The following is a 15,130-nucleotide window of genomic DNA, read 5'->3' as shown; positions in this document are numbered from 1 at the left end:
GCTGTATTATACAATGATTCTTGTCTTATGATAGCTTTCACGGAACTCGCTTGGCGAGCATCCTTTCTTTTTCTTGAAGATGCGGTTGAAGTTGCTGAGATTGTTGAATCCGCAATCAAAACCTATCTCGCTGATACTCTTGGCGGTATCTACCAGCATGCGGGCAGCATAACCCAGCCGCAGGTCGATGATATACTCAGAGATATTTCTGCCGGTATGAAGCTTGAAGAAACGGCTGAACGCACTGCTGCTCATGCCTGCCAGCGAGGCAAGCTCCGGCAGACGGAGTTCATCCATATAGTTCTTGGAGATGAAATTCTTCACCTTCAGGATGCGCCGGCTATCGTCTTCTACCGTTACCTTGGCATAACTGCTGGAAGCCAGGGTGCGGGCATTTTCGCAGCGTGACAGTTCGTAGAGAATGGTCAGGAACTGCTGTACGGCATAGAAACCGTCTTTTACGGAACTTAAAGTATCGAGCATTCCGTATACCTTCATGATTGCCTGCAACGGGAATGAGAGTCCCTTCTTCGCTTCCTGCATCATACGGGTAATGCTGGCGTAGGGATTTCTTCCGAAGAGCGTTTCATCACTCATGGAGAAATCAAACTGGACGGTAATCTCACGGATGTCATCGCTGTGGCATTCGTTCTGCTCCCATACATGCTCCAGATCGGGCGATGTGATGAGACAAAGATCATAGTCGCCTATCACCTCCTGCGAATCTCCAACGATTCTTCTTACTCCCTTTGCATTCTCAACAAAGTTCAACTCGTACACCGAATGGTTATGGATAGGATAAGTAAACTCCTTCTTGTGTCGGTCTGCAATATAGAGCACATCCTTACCCATCAGCGGTGTTATCTCGTGTATGATTCTTCTATCATCTACCATGGTACTAAATGATTAATAACTAATCACTATTTTAGATATTCAAAGTCTTCAGAATGTCGCTCATCTTCTGCTTGGTTGCAATACGGGTAGGAACCAGAGGCAGACGGAGCTCGTTCTCGATGAAGCCCATATCATTGAGGAGCGCCTTTACACCGGCAGGGTTACCGTCAACAAAGAGCAGACTGTAGAGCTCGGTAAAAGAATGATGAATCTTACGGGCTGGCTCATATTCGCCACGGAACTCGAGACGGATCATACGGCTGAAAGCCTTAGGCAGGGCATTGCCGATAACAGAAATAACGCCGGCAGCACCACTGGCAATCATTGAGAAGGTAAGCGCATCATCACCGCTGATAACATCAAAATTATCAGGCTTGTTCTTGATAATCTCATCTACCTGCTCCAGGCTGCCACTAGCCTCCTTCACGGCTACCACATTAGGGAAGTCGCGGGCGATACGGCAGGTTGTTTCAGGCTTCATGTTGATACCGGTTCTGCCAGGAACATTGTAGAGCACGATAGGCAGCGGACTAACCTGGGCGATGGCCTTGAAGTGCTGATAGAGACCTTCCTGAGAAGGTTTGTTGTAGTAAGGACAGATACTGAGGATGCCATCAATGCCACTCCAGTCTGAGTTCTTGATTTCTTCAACGACAGCAGCAGTATTATTACCGCCACAATATTTCAATATCTTGATGCGACCCTTGTTCACGTCTTTCACCAATTCTGTGATTTTATCTTTCTCTTCCTGTGTAAGACATGGAGCCTCACCAGTTGTGGCAAGGATGCAAAGGAAGTCTGCACCATTGTCAATTTGAAACTCTACCAATCGCTTGAGCGACTGATAATCAACCGAGCCATCGGTGTTGAAAGGAGTAATAAGGGCAACACCTAAACCCTTGAATATGTTCTGTGCCATAATCTATAATATCAAAAACGTTGGCAAAAGTACACAATTATTGTCAATTTGCAAAATAAAATTGAACTTTTCTTTCAAGATTGTACCATTTTTGAAAAAAATCTGTATTATTATACCATATTTCACGTTTTTTTAGTAACTTTGCACCCGAATTAAGCAAAGAACGTAGAACAAATCAAAGCTCAAAGTTCATAGCAAAAAACAAAAAAGTTCAAAAATCATCATGAGATATTTCATATTCTTCGGTTACGACGGCACCAACTACCACGGCTGGCAGATTCAGCCCAATGCCAATTCGGTGCAGCAGGAGTTGCAGCGCGCCCTCTCCATACTTCTGAGAAAGGAAATGGAGGTGGTGGGAGCAGGAAGGACCGATACCGGCGTACATGCCCGACACATGGCAGCCCACTTCGATACCGACAGGATTCCGATGGAACCCGACCAGCTGGTATACCGTCTGAACCGCATCCTGCCCCGCGACATCGCCGTATACGAAGTAAGGGAGGTAGCCCCAGAGATGCATGCCCGTTTCTCTGCCATCTCGCGCACATACCATTATTATATACATACGCGGAAGGATCCGTTTGAGCGCCATTATTCACTGCAGATGAACTATACCCTGAATTTCGAGAAGATGAACGAGGCGGCTCAGCATTTTCTGCATCACGAAGACTATGCGGCGTTCTGCAAGGCTGGTGGCGACAACAAGACCACCATCTGCCACGTGACAGCCGCCCGATGGATACAGACCTCTCCTACCACCTGGTATTTTGAGATTACCGCCAACCGTTTCCTGAGAAACATGGTGAGAGCCGTAGTGGGTACACTCATCGATGTAGGCAGAGAAAAGATTACGATGGAACAGTTTCTCGATATCCTGCACAACGGAAGCCGCAGCGATGCAGGCGAAAGCATGCCGGGTAACGCATTGTTCCTGGAAGACGTGGGGTATGATTTCAAAGATTAAATGATTAGAAACACAAGGGCGCGAGCCTCATTCAACATTCAACATTCAACATTCAACATTTAACATTCATAAAAATGTGGTTAGTATTAGCATTTCTCTCAGCAGCGCTGCTGGGATTTTATGATGCCTTCAAGAAGAAGGCGCTTTCAGGTAACGCAGTGATTCCCGTGCTCTTTCTGAACACGCTCTTCTCATCGCTCATCTTCCTGCCGTTCATCGTGATGAGCTATACAGGAAATTCGCTGGATGGAACGATGTTTCATGTAGCAGAAGGCGGATGGGAAGTTCACAAGTACATCGTGCTCAAGAGTTTCATCGTATTGAGCAGCTGGATCTTCGGTTATTTCGGCATGAAACACCTGCCGCTTACCATCGTGGGACCTATCAACGCCACCCGACCGGTAATGACACTCGTAGGTGCCCTGCTGGTTTATGGCGAGGTACTGAATCTGTATCAGTGGATTGGTGTCATCCTTGCCATCATCTCCTTCGCCATGCTTTCGCGCAGCGGCAAGAAAGAGGGTATCGACTTCAAGCACAACAAATGGATTTACTTCATCGTGCTGGCTGCCGTTCTCGGTGCAATAAGCGGTCTCTACGACAAGTATCTGATGGCTCCGCCAGAGAATGGTGGTGTAGGATTAGACAGAATGATTGTGCAGAGCTGGTACAACATCTACCAGTGTTTCCTCATGGGAGCCATGCTGCTGATGATATGGTGGCCTACCAAGAAGAATTCTACCCCATTCCACTGGCACTGGAGTATCATCTTCATCAGTATCTTCCTTTCGGCAGCCGACTTCGTTTATTTCTACGCTCTGAGTCTGCCTGGCGCCATGATCAGTATCGTGAGCATGATTCGCCGCGGTTCGGTTATCGTCAGCTTCCTCTTCGGTGCAGCCATCTTCCATGAGAAGAATCTCAAGGCGAAGTTCATTGATCTGCTCCTGGTATTACTCGGAATGCTCTTCCTCTATTTCGGAACGAAGTAAAAATTCTATGCCAGCACGCCCTGAAAGGGCAGAAGCTCCTAGCCCAGGGCAACACCCTGGGTATAAGGTATATATATAGAAAGTCGCCCTGAAAGGGCAAAAGCTTTGAAATAGAAAGCTTTTGCCCTTTCAGGGCGACTTTGTTGTTGCTGGATCTAACCCAGGGCGCTGCCCTGGGCTAGGAGCTTTTGCCCTTTCAGGGCGTGTGGGGATGCCTTACCCCACATGTTTTTACCAGATATGTGCACGCTTGTTCTTAGGAACAAAGAGCTTGTCGCCCTTCTTGATGTCGAATGCCTTATACCATGAATCCACCATTGGGAGGGCACCGTTTACACGAGCCTCGTTTGGTGAGTGAACATCCACGGTCATCAAGTACTGCAGGTATTCAGGACGGGCATTGCCTGCCCATACACGTGCCCATGCCAGGAAGAAGCGCTGTTCTGGAGTAAATTCATCCTTCACACCCAACTTCTCTGTCTTCATCACATTCTGAAGTGCACGGAAAGCGATGTTCAAACCACCATTGTCACCGATGTTCTCACCCAGGGTCATCTGGCCGTTTACCTTCTTGCCAGCCAACTCAATCTGGTTGAAATGGTCAACCAGAATCTTGGTGCGAGACTCGAAGTTCTTCTTGTCAGCAGCAGTCCACCAGTTGTTCTGGTTTCCGGTCTTGTCAAACTGGCTGCCCTGATCGTCAAAGCCATGACTCATCTCATGACCGATTACAGCACCGATACCACCATAGTTCATCGCATCATCGGCTGTTGGGTCGAAGAATGGAGGCTGGAGAATAGCTGCAGGGAAGCAGATCTCGTTGGTAGTTGGGTTATAATAAGCATTGATAGTCTGAGGAGTCATTCCCCACTCTGTTTTATCTACCGGCTTGTTCACCTTGCGGGCGATTTCATCCTTGGTAAAGAACTCAGAGATATTTGCCATATTCTCGTAGAGAGAAAGGCTGTCATCTACCTGCAATCCGCTATAGTCCTTCCACTTGTCAGGATAGCCAATCTTGATGATAAAGTTCTCCAGCTTATCCTTAGCCTGTGCCTTAGTAGCAGCACTCATCCATGTAGCCTCGTCGATGCGCTGTGAAAGCGCAGTCTGGAGATTGTGAACCAGTTCGAGCATACGCTTCTTGCTGCTCTCCGGGAAGTACTTCTCTACGTAAATCTTTCCGATAGCCTCGCCCAACACACCGCTCACGGTACTTACGGCACGCTTCCAGCGAGGACGGTCCTGCTGAACACCGCTCATTACCTTGCTCAACTCAAAGGATACGGCACGGAAATCATCGCTCAATACGCTGGTTGCACCAGAAATCACCTTGATCTCTGCGTATGTCTTCAGATCATCCAGAGAGGTCTCTGCGAGAATCTTCTCAACCTCGTGGATTGGTTCAGGCTGACCCACGCAAATTTCCTTGAAAGCAGGGAAACCGGATGCCAGGAACACATTGCCCCAGTCGATGCCAGGATAATCGAGCACGAGCTGGTTGTAGGTCATCTTGTGATAGTTCTTGTCGATGTCGCGGAGCTGTACCTGGCTATAGCTTGCCTTAGCGATGCGGGTCTCGATAGCCATCACAGCCTCCATCTTCTTCTGGGCGGTAACCTCGTCGTTGCCTACCATCTGGAAGAGCTTCTTCATATAAGCCTTGTATGCATCACGAATCTTCTTGGTCTGCTCGTCATCGTTTACATAGTAATCGCGTACACCAAGACCAAGACCGCTCTGGTCTACCTCAACGAGGTTGTTGGCGGCATCACGAAGGTCGGCGCCCACACCGATGCCATACATCATGGTACCCTCGCCACGGAAATCGAGCTGAGCGGTAACGAGCTGATACTCTCTGCGGTCCTTGATGGCTGCAATGCGGTCGAGAGTTGGCTTGATAGGTGCCCATCCCTCCTTGTTCAGGCGAACGCTGTCCATACGGAGGTTGTAGAGCGAACCGATCTTCTGTCCGAGTGACCCCTTCTGCTGTGGCTTGGAAGCATATTCAAGGATGATGTCCTGGATGCGCTTCTGGTTCTGCTCAAAGAGGTCGGTGAAAGCACCATTGTCGGTATGCTCGGCATCGAGTGGATGATTCTTCATCCAGTTGCCTGCGGCATAGCGATAGAAATCATTACCCGGCTTGATGGTCAAGTCCATGTTGGTCTTGTCAATACCGGAGCCCAACTTCTCCTGCTGGGCAAAAGCAGTTGTTGCACTGAGCAACAATGCTGCGAATAATACTTTTGTTCTCATTATTGTTTGTATTTAACTGTTTCTTTTTTTATAAGGGCGAGACCTGCAAAGGTCAGGGCGCCATTCAGCATCAGAAGCTCATAGCCGAACTTATAGCCCACATACTGCGAGGTAAGGGTATCGATGGCGAAGCAGATGAGCGGACTGGCGATGCAGACCCATGGCGACCAGCGGTCGTTTACCTGACGCTTGGTGAGCAGACTGAAGGCAAACAAACCCAACAGCGGACCGTAAGTATAAGAGCAGAGGATGTAGATGGCATCTATCACGCTCGTAGAATTAATCGCCTTGAAAGCAATGATGAAGAGCATGAAGACGAAAGCTACCAGCAGATGCATGCGCTTGCGGAGCTTCATATCCTCTTTCCTGCCCAATATATCCACACAGAGACTCGTAGTAATAGCGGTCAAAGCTGAATCGGCACTCGAAAAGCTCGCCGCCACGATACCGATGGTGAACAAGACCACCACCAGGTTTCCCATCGCCCCCGAAGCCGCAAACATCGGCAACAGATCATCAGGAGCATCAGGCAAAGCCACTCCCTGTTTCTGAGCCAGCATCACCAGCAACACACCCAGACTCAGGAAAAGCAGATTGGCAGGCACAAAGGCAAAACCATAGCTGCAAACATCCTTCTGGGCCTCACGGAGCGACTTGCAGGTAAGATTCTTCTGCATCATGTCCTGATCAAGACCAGTCATCACAATCACTACAAAGACACCGCTGAGGAACTGTTTCCAGAAATTCTGTTTCGACATCCAGTCATCAAAGACAAAAATACGGGAATGACTGTCGTGAGCAATCGCAGTGATCGCTTCGGAAGGAGTCATGCCCAACGCCGACATCACCTGACAGATAATGAGGATGAGCGCAGCAAACATACAGAGCGTCTGAAAGGTATCCGTCCACACCAGCGTCTTGATGCCACCCTTGCGCGTATAAAGCCAGATAAGCAGTACCATGACAGGAACCGTGACCCAGAACGGAACACCAATCCCATCGAGCACGAAACGCTGCAAGAGGATACAGACGACAAAGAAACGGACCGCCGCACCCGTCATCTTGGACAAGAGGAAGAACGAAGCTCCAGTCTTATACGAACGTTCCCCCAACCGCTGCTGCAGATAACCGTAAATCGTAGTGAGATTATAGCGGTAATAGATAGGAAGCAAAAGAAAGGCAACCAGGAAATAACCCAGGATGAAACCGATGCACATCTGAAGGTAGGTCATATCCGTTCTCATCACCATGCCAGGCACACTGACAAAGGTGATGCCCGAAATGGAAGCACCCACCATACCGAAAGCAACCATATACCAAGGCGAACGGCGGTTGGCACGATAGAAAGTTTCATTACTTGCCATTTTACGGGCAGTAAGATGACTGAAGAGCAGCAGCACACAGAAGTATGCCAGAACTGTGATAACGATAGCCATATTCTCTTAGAATTATATAAAAACAAAAAACCTCCGAGATCACTCTCGAAGGTTTCTGCGGTGCGTACGAGACTCGAACTCGTGACCTCCTGCGTGACAGGCAGGCATTCTAACCAACTGAACTAACGCACCATTATTATTATGGAGGAGTCGAAATGTTCAAATGAAATTAGCGGTGCGTACGAGACTCGAACTCGTGACCTCCTGCGTGACAGGCAGGCATTCTAACCAACTGAACTAACGCACCAAACTATTTTGGCAAACCTGCAAGATGATTTTGAGCGGTGCGTACGAGACTCGAACTCGTGACCTCCTGCGTGACAGGCAGGCATTCTAACCAACTGAACTAACGCACCAATCATGAAATCAAATTGAATGGCTTAGCGCTCATTTTTCATTTGCGAGTGCAAAGGTACTACTTTTTTTTGGTTCTACCAAATTTTTATGCAACTTTTTTACAGAAAATATTGAAAAAACATCGCATCCTCATATCCAACTGGGCCACAAAGCCATTGTTTCAGGACATTATTCCCCTCAAATCCAACAGATTGCAGCATTTTAGCCGCTTTTTGGTTTCTGATACCTACAATAGCATAAATCTGCTGAAGATGAAGTACATTCCGAGCATATTGCAACAAGCGTGACACAGAAGCCTTCGCGTAACCCTGCCCCTGAAACTCCTTTTTGATGACAATTCCGAGTTCGGCACGGTGATGACGGGGATCAAAATCTGTAAGATCCAGGATGCCCACCTGCTCATTCTGCTCATTCTCTACTATCAGGCGCACCTGATTGTCTACATAAATATCTGCCGAAGCACTGGAGATATAGTCGAGCAGCACCCGGCGCGAATATGGAACATTGGAAACACCCAGTTCCCAAAGCCGATCATCATTCTCTATCTGGTAGAGAAAATCAAGATCTTCCAACTCTAAAGCACGTAATCGAATATTCGGTTCTTTCATAAACTACACTTATTAATAATGTACGCGCGTACCTTATAATATAGAAATAAATCTATCCTTATAAATAACCAAATTCATCCTTATCCATCACCTCCCTATCCGTAATCACCTTACCGATGTCCTTCGTATAGGTAGCCAGTTTGATATTCTCGTCAGACCGCTGCGCAAGCTGATGCAGCATCTCTTCATAGCTCATCTCGTCAGCATCAAACAACACCTGGTTTGACAGGTCGACATGAGAAGGAGAAAAGAATCCCAGACTTTTTCTGATTCTCGCAGTCATCATCTGCGTAAAGGCTACAGAGGCACGGGCATAGATGGCAAATTTGATAGGAATACTCAAGAGATGCGACATACCCGAATAATGTTTACGGAAGAAGATAAGCATCGCCTCGTAAAACACATGAACATAGCGGAAGCTCGACTTCTGAGTACTTTCACCTTTGTAATGAAGGATATCTACAGGCAGATAATAGTTCTGATAACCTCCCTTCAAGATACGGTAAGAAAGATCAATATCCTCGCCATACATGAAGAAATCCTCATCCAGCAACCCCACCTTCTGCAAGGCTTCACGACGAATCATACAGAAAGCACCGCTCACAACCTCTATCTTTGCCGGCTTATCCCACGGAAGATAACCCATGTAATAATGACCGAAACTGCGATGCTGAGGAAACCGGCTGCACAACCCCATCATCTTATAGAAAGCCACCATCGGAGAAGGCAATCCTCTCCTACTCTCAGGAGCTGGTTTGCCATTGGCTCCCAACATCCTTACACCCAGTGCACCGGCATCAGGATGAGAACGCATAAAACTGACAGCATCCTTGAGAACATGCTCGCCGATAATGGTATCAGGATTCAGCAAAAGAACCAGATCACTCTCGCTCTTGCGGATAGCAAGATTGTTGGCACGGGCAAATCCGTTATTATGCGTACAGGCTACAACATGGAGATTAGGATATCGGGAAGCCGGGAAACACTGTTCGAGATATTCCACCGTCCCATCCTGAGAATGATTATCAACCACGATAATCTCTGCCGTATCGCCACTTGCATCACCCTGCTGCCCACACTCCAACACGCCGATAGCTTTCTCTACCGAACGCAGACACTGGGCAAGATAGTACTTTACATTATAGCTTACTATGACAACACTGAGTTTCATATCGAATAGCAAATATTAGATACTGAGAGTTTAACCTTCCGCCTCTGTTGTTTCGTCCTCACATCTTCCGACAGAAGGATAAACAAAGAAGAGACAGAGAAAAAGGATGATAGCCATATATCCAAAAGCAGGCGCCATCGTCTGATAATACATAAACGTATTGATCAGCATTGGCAAGCAGAGCATATTCAAACGGGCAGTGCCCAGAGGAAGAAGTGCATCTCCCTTACGGGTTACCAACTGACGGTGAATAGCCTTGAAACTGAAGAGTTTGAGCGCCAAAGGAATAACGGCAATGGTAAGAAACTCCATCGCTACGGTAATCACATAGACCAACGTGACATCCCCTGCCAGATTAGTAGGTTCCAGAATTTCTGTCTCATAGAGCAAGACCAGCAGGAATCCTACCAACAGGACAAAGAGGAAATTGGTCATCAATATTCGTTGTACTTGTTTGATTTTCATTTTGTTGTCTTTTGTTATTGTCCAAATGGAGTTCTGTTCAGAATACTCCTTCCGAGAGTCACCTCATCTGTATACTCCAATTCATCACCCACCGAGATACCACGGGCGATAACAGAGAGTTTAACAGGATAATCAGCAAGTTTACGGGAGATATAGAAGTTGGTAGTATCACCCTCCATCGTACTGCTGAGAGCAAAAATCACCTCCTTCACCCCACCTTCAACCACACGCTGAACCAGCGATTCTATCTCTATATCCGAAGGACCGATACCATCCATCGGCGAAATGATGCCGCCCAAGACATGATAGAGTCCGTGAAACTGCTGCGTGTTTTCTATCGCCAGTACATCCTGCACATTCTCGACGACACAGATGGTAGAAGCATCGCGCCGGGAATCAGAACAGATCGGACAGACATCAGTATCACTGATATTATGACAAACCCTGCAGTATTTCACTTCACGCCGCATCCTGGAAATGGTATCAGCAAAGAGTTCCACATCCTCACTCTTACGCTTGAGCATAAAAAGTACAAGGCGCAAAGCTGTTTTGCGCCCTATACCTGGCAATTTAGAAAACTCCGCCACTGCCTTTTCCAACAAAGTCGAAGAAAACTGTTGTTGCATCTTAGCAGTTTAGAGATAAATACCAATACCCAGTTTCAAACCTACAGTAGAATAATCTACATGCTTCTTGAAACTCTGATCGTAGTAGATAGCTGGCTCGAGGGTAACCGACTTGCCGAGGAAGAAAGCATAACCTACCTCTACCCCTGGCATGAAATCATTATAACCTCCGGAATGAGCCAACTTTACGCCGCCACCCAGATACAGACCATTCTGCTCGATATAATAACGAGCCTGGGCACCGACAGAGAAATAATCCTTCACGCCTTCAAGACCAGAATGATTATATTCTACCTGCCCCAACAGCATCCAATCGTCTTCTACGAAGTATCCAGCCTTAGCCTGAATACCGAGATTGAGGTCCTGAGAGCCATTATAACTCAAGTTTAAGCCCGTCATCGACGCACCTATATACTGTTTTCCACTTTCAAACTGAGCATGGGCAGCTGTCGAAACGACAAGTGCCAATGCTGCAATAGCTAATTTTTTCATTCGTATCATATAAATTTACGTATATTGATTAATACTTATATATAAATCTATTGTTTCTTCTGATAACTGCGATACCAACCCAGGAACCATACCAAGGCTATCACCAGAATGATGACACTGCCCGTATAAGCCAGGCTCTCACCCAAAGCCAAAGCTGTTGGCGAAATGAGCAGGAAGGTTGAACATATCACGGTCATAAACAAGGCAGGAACCAGCGTCATCACAAAAGGCTTCTTCTGCTGTACCAGATAAACCGTCAATGTCCAGAGAGTGAACACAGAAAGCGTCTGGTTAGCCCAGCCGAAATACTGCCAGATGATATTGAAACCATCAGGATTCTCCATCTGCCAAACCAGAATGCCCACCGTAAGAGCAAACAACGGAACGCAGATATAAAGACGCTTGCGCATAGAGCGCTGCTCCAAACCGATAAACTCGGCGATAATCAGACGGGCACTTCTCAAAGCCGTATCGCCACTGGTAATAGGCGCTGCGACAACACCCAACAGAGCCAGGATTCCACCAGCCACACCCAACCAGCTGGAACATACAATTTTCACAACGGTAGGCGCATCGAAATTCTGTATAAGCGACTTGCCGCCATCAAACTGAGCGATAAACTGCTGAGCGGCCTCAGGACTTACGCATTCACGCCATCCACCATAGTAGAAGAAATACATGGAAACCGTAGCCCATATCAAGGCAACAACACCTTCTGTTATCATGGCTCCATAGAAAATAGGGCGACCCATCTTCTCATTCTTCATGCATCGGGCCATGAGCGGACTCTGCGTAGCATGGAAACCACTGATGGCACCACAGGCTATCGTGATAAAGAGGCAAGGGAAAATCGGACTCTTCTGTACAAAAGACTCCGTTCCCAACCAAGCCGGATTCTCATTGAGATTGCAACTCTGCAAATTGCTCCAAAGTTCAGGCAATGAAGGCCACTTCACAAAGAGACCTATCATCAGAGCACCCGCCATAAAGAGAAGCGAGAAGGCAAAGAGCGGATAAATCTTACCGATAATCTTATCGATAGGCAGTAATGTAGCAATGACGTAATAAACGAAAATCACCACAATCCAAAACATCTGGCTGCCCCAGAATGCATCCGTATTACAAATGCCACTCATAATGATAGCCGGACTGTATACAAACACAGCTCCCACCATCATCAGCAAAAGTACCGAAAAGACCAACATCACTTTCTTGGTGCGTCCACCCAAATACTTACCTACCAATTCCGGCAAACCAGCTCCACCGTTACGGATACTGAGCATACCGCTCATGTAATCATGCATGGCTCCTGCGAAGATACACCCGAAGATAATCCACAGATAAGCCACCGGTCCGTACCAGGCACCCATAATGGCACCGAAGATAGGACCCGTTCCTGCAATGTTGAGGAACTGAATCATGAAGATCTTCCAACTAGGCAGTACCATAAAGTCGACCCCATCGGCTTTGGTCACTGCAGGCGTAGGGCGGTCATCAGGACCGAACACATGCGCCACAAACTTTCCATAAAGAAGGTAACCCAATACAAGGGCGACCAAACTAATAACGAAACTGACCATTTTTCTTTTATTGCTTTAAATTTTCTCTCTTTTCGGTGCAAAATGCACTTTATTTTAATATTTCAACCGCAAAAGTAATATTTTTATTTGAAATAAAAAAAAATATTGGTATCTTTGTTGCCAAATTGTAAGATTATGAAGAGATTTAAGATATTTTTTATCGTTTTATGCTCTGTTTTGGCCGCTAAAGCCCAGAGTATTGTGTTCAATAACCAGGTGCCGAAACATGAAGTAAGAGCTGTATGGCTGACAACCATAGGAGGCATCGACTGGCCACACTCTTATGCCCAGTCTTCTTATTCTGCCGAAAAGCAGAAAAAGGAACTGACGGATATACTGGACCGGTTACAGCAGGCTAAAATCAACACCGTACTGATACAGACCCGCGTAAGAGGTACCATGATTTATCCGTCGGCATACGAACCTTGGGATGGATGTCTGTCAGGATTTCCGGGCAGAAGTCCGGGCTATGATGCCCTACAGTTTGCCATCGACGAATGCCATAAGCGCGGTATGGAACTGCATGCCTGGGTGGTAACCATCCCTGTAGGAAAATGGAACGCACTCGGCTGCAAAACTCTCCGACAGAAGATGCCGAAACTCATCAAAAAGATTGGAGCCGACGGATACATGGATCCGGAAAACAGTCGGACAGGTGATTATCTGGCAAACATCTGCAGGGAAATTACACATAAATATAATGTAGACGGTATTCACCTCGACTACATCCGTTACCCTGAAACCTGGAACATCAAAGTGAGCCGGGAACAGGGACGCCGGTATATCACCAACATCGTAAGAAAGATTCACGATGCAGTGAAGGCTGAAAAACCTTGGGTAAAAATGAGCTGCTCACCTGTAGGAAAGTATGATGATCTGAGCAGATACCGGAGCTTTGGCTGGAATGCATACACGAAGGTCTGCCAGGATGCACAGGGCTGGCTCAAGAGCGGTCTGATGGACGAGCTCTTCCCTATGATGTATTTCAAGAACGAACACTTCTATCCGTTTGCCATCGACTGGCAGGAACAGAGCCATGGCAAGATTGTGGTTCCAGGACTGGGCATCTACTTTCTCGATCCGAAAGAAGGAAAGTGGAACATCAATGACGTGACGGCAGAAATGTATCACATCCGAAACCTCGGAATGGGATATGCATTCTTCAGAAACAAGTTCCTCCTGGACAACAAACAGGGTATCCTCGACTTTACCCAACGTTTCAATCCATACCCTTCATTGGTTCCGCCGATGACTTGGGCAAGCAAGAACCAACCGGAACAGCCACAACAATTAACGGTAATCACCACCGACAACAAGGTATCAGTTTCCTGGAGCAATCCTTCAAACTATACGGATGGCACCAAAATAGCAACCCCTTATATATATAATAATGTATACGCGAGCAAAAAATATCCGGTTGACATCACCGATGCACGCAACCTGGTTGCCGCACGAATCATAGGAAATTCGTTCAAAATAGAAAATCCTGATGCAAAACATCTGTTTGTTGCCGTAACTTCAATGGACGGATATAGCATAGAAAGCCAGCCAACCCAAGAAAAAGAGGAAGAGAATCCACTTTTTGCCAAAAACACAGGAGCTGCGAAATTACTCGAATGTGACGGAAAGAAGGTATATCTAGCAGAAACCACAAAAAATCTCGTTTTTGACGTTCTGATGGTCGAAACCCTGCAAGGATGCGATATTCTGTACCTCCATGCAAAAGATAATACGCTAGATGTTAGAAACTTAAAAGAGGGTATCTACCGCGTGGTAAGCATCAACAAGAAGGGGTATAGACATACGTTAGGAACCTTCAAGATGAAGAAAAATTGATTTTTTTCGAAAAAAGTTGCGAAAAAATTTGGTGGAATCAAAAAATAGTAGTACCTTTGCACTCGCAATTCAGAAATGAGGCTTTTAAATGTTGCACCCTTAGCTCAGTTGGTAGAGCAACTGACTCTTAATCAGTGGGTCTAGGGTTCGAATCCCTAAGGGTGTACAAAAGATAAGAATTGGCTCCGTAGCTCAACTGAATAGAGCACTTGACTACGGATCAAGAGGTTCAAGGTTTGAATCCTTGCGGAGTCACTCTCCTATCAAAGCTTCACTGAAACAAATGGTTTTGGCTCCGTAGCTCAACTGAATAGAGCACTTGACTACGGATCAAGAGGTTCAAGGTTTGAATCCTTGCGGAGTCACCAACAAATAGTTGCACCCTTAGCTCAGTTGGTAGAGCAACTGACTCTTAATCAGTGGGTCTAGGGTTCGAATCCCTAAGGGTGTACAAAAAGAGCATTTCTTAACAGAAATGCTCTTTTTTGTTTTTAAATTTCTCCATACCATTTCATATCACCTTTAAAT

Annotated in this window: 13 protein-coding genes and 7 tRNA genes; 7 read left to right on the top strand and 13 right to left on the bottom strand. The window is 46.6% G+C overall.

The window, feature by feature from the left end:
- Positions 1–6 precede the first annotated feature (6 nt).
- Together ONT18_RS03230 and dapA are read right to left on the bottom strand one after the other, a co-directional pair.
- Entirely contained in the window at positions 7–894 is an 888-nt protein-coding gene (locus ONT18_RS03230) for an AraC family transcriptional regulator (protein WP_118254919.1), read from the bottom strand.
- A 31-nt stretch (positions 895–925) separates the two neighbouring features.
- Positions 926–1,813: a 4-hydroxy-tetrahydrodipicolinate synthase gene (gene dapA / locus ONT18_RS03225; RefSeq protein ID WP_264903979.1), complete on the bottom strand. Its 888-nt coding sequence runs from the start codon at positions 1,811–1,813 to the stop codon at positions 926–928.
- Positions 1,814–2,036: 223 nt separating this feature from the next.
- On the opposite strand from dapA, the gene truA reads away from it, so the two are divergent.
- Both truA and ONT18_RS03215 read left to right on the top strand, forming a co-directional pair.
- Positions 2,037–2,780 (top strand): tRNA pseudouridine(38-40) synthase TruA, encoded by a 744-nt coding sequence (gene truA, locus ONT18_RS03220; RefSeq protein WP_264903978.1) that lies wholly within the window; start codon positions 2,037–2,039, stop codon positions 2,778–2,780.
- 74 nt (positions 2,781–2,854) lie between these two features.
- On the top strand, positions 2,855–3,772 hold the full coding sequence (locus ONT18_RS03215; protein WP_117726902.1) for a DMT family transporter: 918 nt from the start codon (positions 2,855–2,857) through the stop codon (positions 3,770–3,772).
- Between the two features lie 231 nt (positions 3,773–4,003).
- Here the strand turns inward: ONT18_RS03215 and ONT18_RS03210 are convergent, their stop codons facing one another.
- The 11 genes from ONT18_RS03210 to ONT18_RS03160 all read right to left on the bottom strand — a co-directional run bounded on the left by ONT18_RS03210 (position 4,004) and on the right by ONT18_RS03160 (position 12,766).
- Positions 4,004–6,031, bottom strand: coding sequence for a M13 family metallopeptidase (locus ONT18_RS03210; RefSeq protein WP_264903977.1), 2,028 nt, complete (start codon positions 6,029–6,031; stop codon positions 4,004–4,006).
- Positions 6,031–7,467 carry a sodium:solute symporter gene (locus ONT18_RS03205; RefSeq protein ID WP_117726904.1) on the bottom strand — a complete coding sequence of 479 codons (1,437 nt, stop codon included), beginning with the start codon at positions 7,465–7,467 and terminating at the stop codon, positions 6,031–6,033. Before ONT18_RS03205 ends, ONT18_RS03210 begins: the two co-directional genes overlap by 1 nt.
- Positions 7,468–7,525: 58 nt before the next feature.
- Positions 7,526–7,599, bottom strand: a tRNA-Asp gene (locus tag ONT18_RS03200).
- A gap of 41 nt (positions 7,600–7,640) precedes the next feature.
- Positions 7,641–7,714: transfer RNA gene (locus ONT18_RS03195), tRNA-Asp, on the bottom strand.
- A gap of 35 nt (positions 7,715–7,749) precedes the next feature.
- Positions 7,750–7,823, bottom strand: a tRNA-Asp gene (locus tag ONT18_RS03190).
- A gap of 99 nt (positions 7,824–7,922) precedes the next feature.
- Positions 7,923–8,432, bottom strand: coding sequence for a GNAT family N-acetyltransferase (locus ONT18_RS03185; protein ID WP_217745917.1), 510 nt, complete (start codon positions 8,430–8,432; stop codon positions 7,923–7,925).
- A gap of 58 nt (positions 8,433–8,490) precedes the next feature.
- Complete coding sequence (locus tag ONT18_RS03180) at positions 8,491–9,603, bottom strand: glycosyltransferase family 2 protein (RefSeq protein ID WP_264903976.1); 1,113 nt, start codon at positions 9,601–9,603, stop codon at positions 8,491–8,493.
- Between the two features lie 30 nt (positions 9,604–9,633).
- Positions 9,634–10,068 (bottom strand): hypothetical protein, encoded by a 435-nt coding sequence (locus ONT18_RS03175; RefSeq protein WP_144155377.1) that lies wholly within the window; start codon positions 10,066–10,068, stop codon positions 9,634–9,636.
- A gap of 14 nt (positions 10,069–10,082) precedes the next feature.
- Complete coding sequence (recR, locus tag ONT18_RS03170; RefSeq protein ID WP_264903975.1) at positions 10,083–10,694, bottom strand: recombination mediator RecR; 612 nt, start codon at positions 10,692–10,694, stop codon at positions 10,083–10,085.
- A gap of 9 nt (positions 10,695–10,703) precedes the next feature.
- Positions 10,704–11,195, bottom strand: a complete 492-nt coding sequence (locus ONT18_RS03165) for an outer membrane beta-barrel protein (RefSeq protein ID WP_119229839.1) — start codon at positions 11,193–11,195, stop codon at positions 10,704–10,706.
- 38 nt (positions 11,196–11,233) lie between these two features.
- The gene (locus ONT18_RS03160) at positions 11,234–12,766 is read right to left on the bottom strand and encodes a carbon starvation CstA family protein (protein WP_264903974.1); all 1,533 of its coding nucleotides are present in this window, start codon (positions 12,764–12,766) and stop codon (positions 11,234–11,236) included.
- Positions 12,767–12,901: 135 nt separating this feature from the next.
- Between ONT18_RS03160 and ONT18_RS03155 the strand changes: the two genes are divergently transcribed.
- The 5 genes from ONT18_RS03155 (at position 12,902) to ONT18_RS03135 (ending at position 15,053) form a co-directional block, all read left to right on the top strand.
- Positions 12,902–14,602 carry a glycoside hydrolase family 10 protein gene (locus ONT18_RS03155; RefSeq protein WP_264903973.1) on the top strand — a complete coding sequence of 567 codons (1,701 nt, stop codon included), beginning with the start codon at positions 12,902–12,904 and terminating at the stop codon, positions 14,600–14,602.
- A 93-nt stretch (positions 14,603–14,695) separates the two neighbouring features.
- Positions 14,696–14,768 (top strand) — tRNA-Lys (locus ONT18_RS03150).
- Between the two features lie 15 nt (positions 14,769–14,783).
- Positions 14,784–14,857, top strand: a tRNA-Arg gene (locus tag ONT18_RS03145).
- Between the two features lie 36 nt (positions 14,858–14,893).
- Positions 14,894–14,970, top strand: a tRNA-Arg gene (locus ONT18_RS03140).
- 10 nt (positions 14,971–14,980) lie between these two features.
- Positions 14,981–15,053: transfer RNA gene (locus tag ONT18_RS03135), tRNA-Lys, on the top strand.
- Positions 15,054–15,130: the final 77 nt, after the last annotated feature.

The sequence above is a fragment of the Segatella copri genome, from assembly GCF_026015295.1.
Classification (GTDB): Bacteria; Bacteroidota; Bacteroidia; order Bacteroidales; family Bacteroidaceae; genus Prevotella; species Prevotella copri_C.
Note: the sequence above shows the minus strand (reverse complement) of the source record. Positions and strands in the feature narration are given on the sequence as shown.

What these genes read in the sequence shown, in the direction of transcription:
- ONT18_RS03230 (WP_118254919.1), bottom strand. Translation starts at nt 894, where the DNA reads ATGGTAGATGATAGAAGAATCATACACGAGATAACACCGCTGATGGGT.
- dapA (WP_264903979.1), bottom strand. Translation starts at nt 1,813, where the DNA reads ATGGCACAGAACATATTCAAGGGTTTAGGTGTTGCCCTTATTACTCCT.
- truA (WP_264903978.1), top strand. Translation starts at nt 2,037, where the DNA reads ATGAGATATTTCATATTCTTCGGTTACGACGGCACCAACTACCACGGC.
- ONT18_RS03215 (WP_117726902.1), top strand. Translation starts at nt 2,855, where the DNA reads ATGTGGTTAGTATTAGCATTTCTCTCAGCAGCGCTGCTGGGATTTTAT.
- ONT18_RS03210 (WP_264903977.1), bottom strand. Translation starts at nt 6,031, where the DNA reads ATGAGAACAAAAGTATTATTCGCAGCATTGTTGCTCAGTGCAACAACT.
- ONT18_RS03205 (WP_117726904.1), bottom strand. Translation starts at nt 7,467, where the DNA reads ATGGCTATCGTTATCACAGTTCTGGCATACTTCTGTGTGCTGCTGCTC.
- ONT18_RS03185 (WP_217745917.1), bottom strand. Translation starts at nt 8,432, where the DNA reads ATGAAAGAACCGAATATTCGATTACGTGCTTTAGAGTTGGAAGATCTT.
- ONT18_RS03180 (WP_264903976.1), bottom strand. Translation starts at nt 9,603, where the DNA reads ATGAAACTCAGTGTTGTCATAGTAAGCTATAATGTAAAGTACTATCTT.
- ONT18_RS03175 (WP_144155377.1), bottom strand. Translation starts at nt 10,068, where the DNA reads ATGAAAATCAAACAAGTACAACGAATATTGATGACCAATTTCCTCTTT.
- recR (WP_264903975.1), bottom strand. Translation starts at nt 10,694, where the DNA reads ATGCAACAACAGTTTTCTTCGACTTTGTTGGAAAAGGCAGTGGCGGAG.
- ONT18_RS03165 (WP_119229839.1), bottom strand. Translation starts at nt 11,195, where the DNA reads ATGATACGAATGAAAAAATTAGCTATTGCAGCATTGGCACTTGTCGTT.
- ONT18_RS03160 (WP_264903974.1), bottom strand. Translation starts at nt 12,766, where the DNA reads ATGGTCAGTTTCGTTATTAGTTTGGTCGCCCTTGTATTGGGTTACCTT.
- ONT18_RS03155 (WP_264903973.1), top strand. Translation starts at nt 12,902, where the DNA reads ATGAAGAGATTTAAGATATTTTTTATCGTTTTATGCTCTGTTTTGGCC.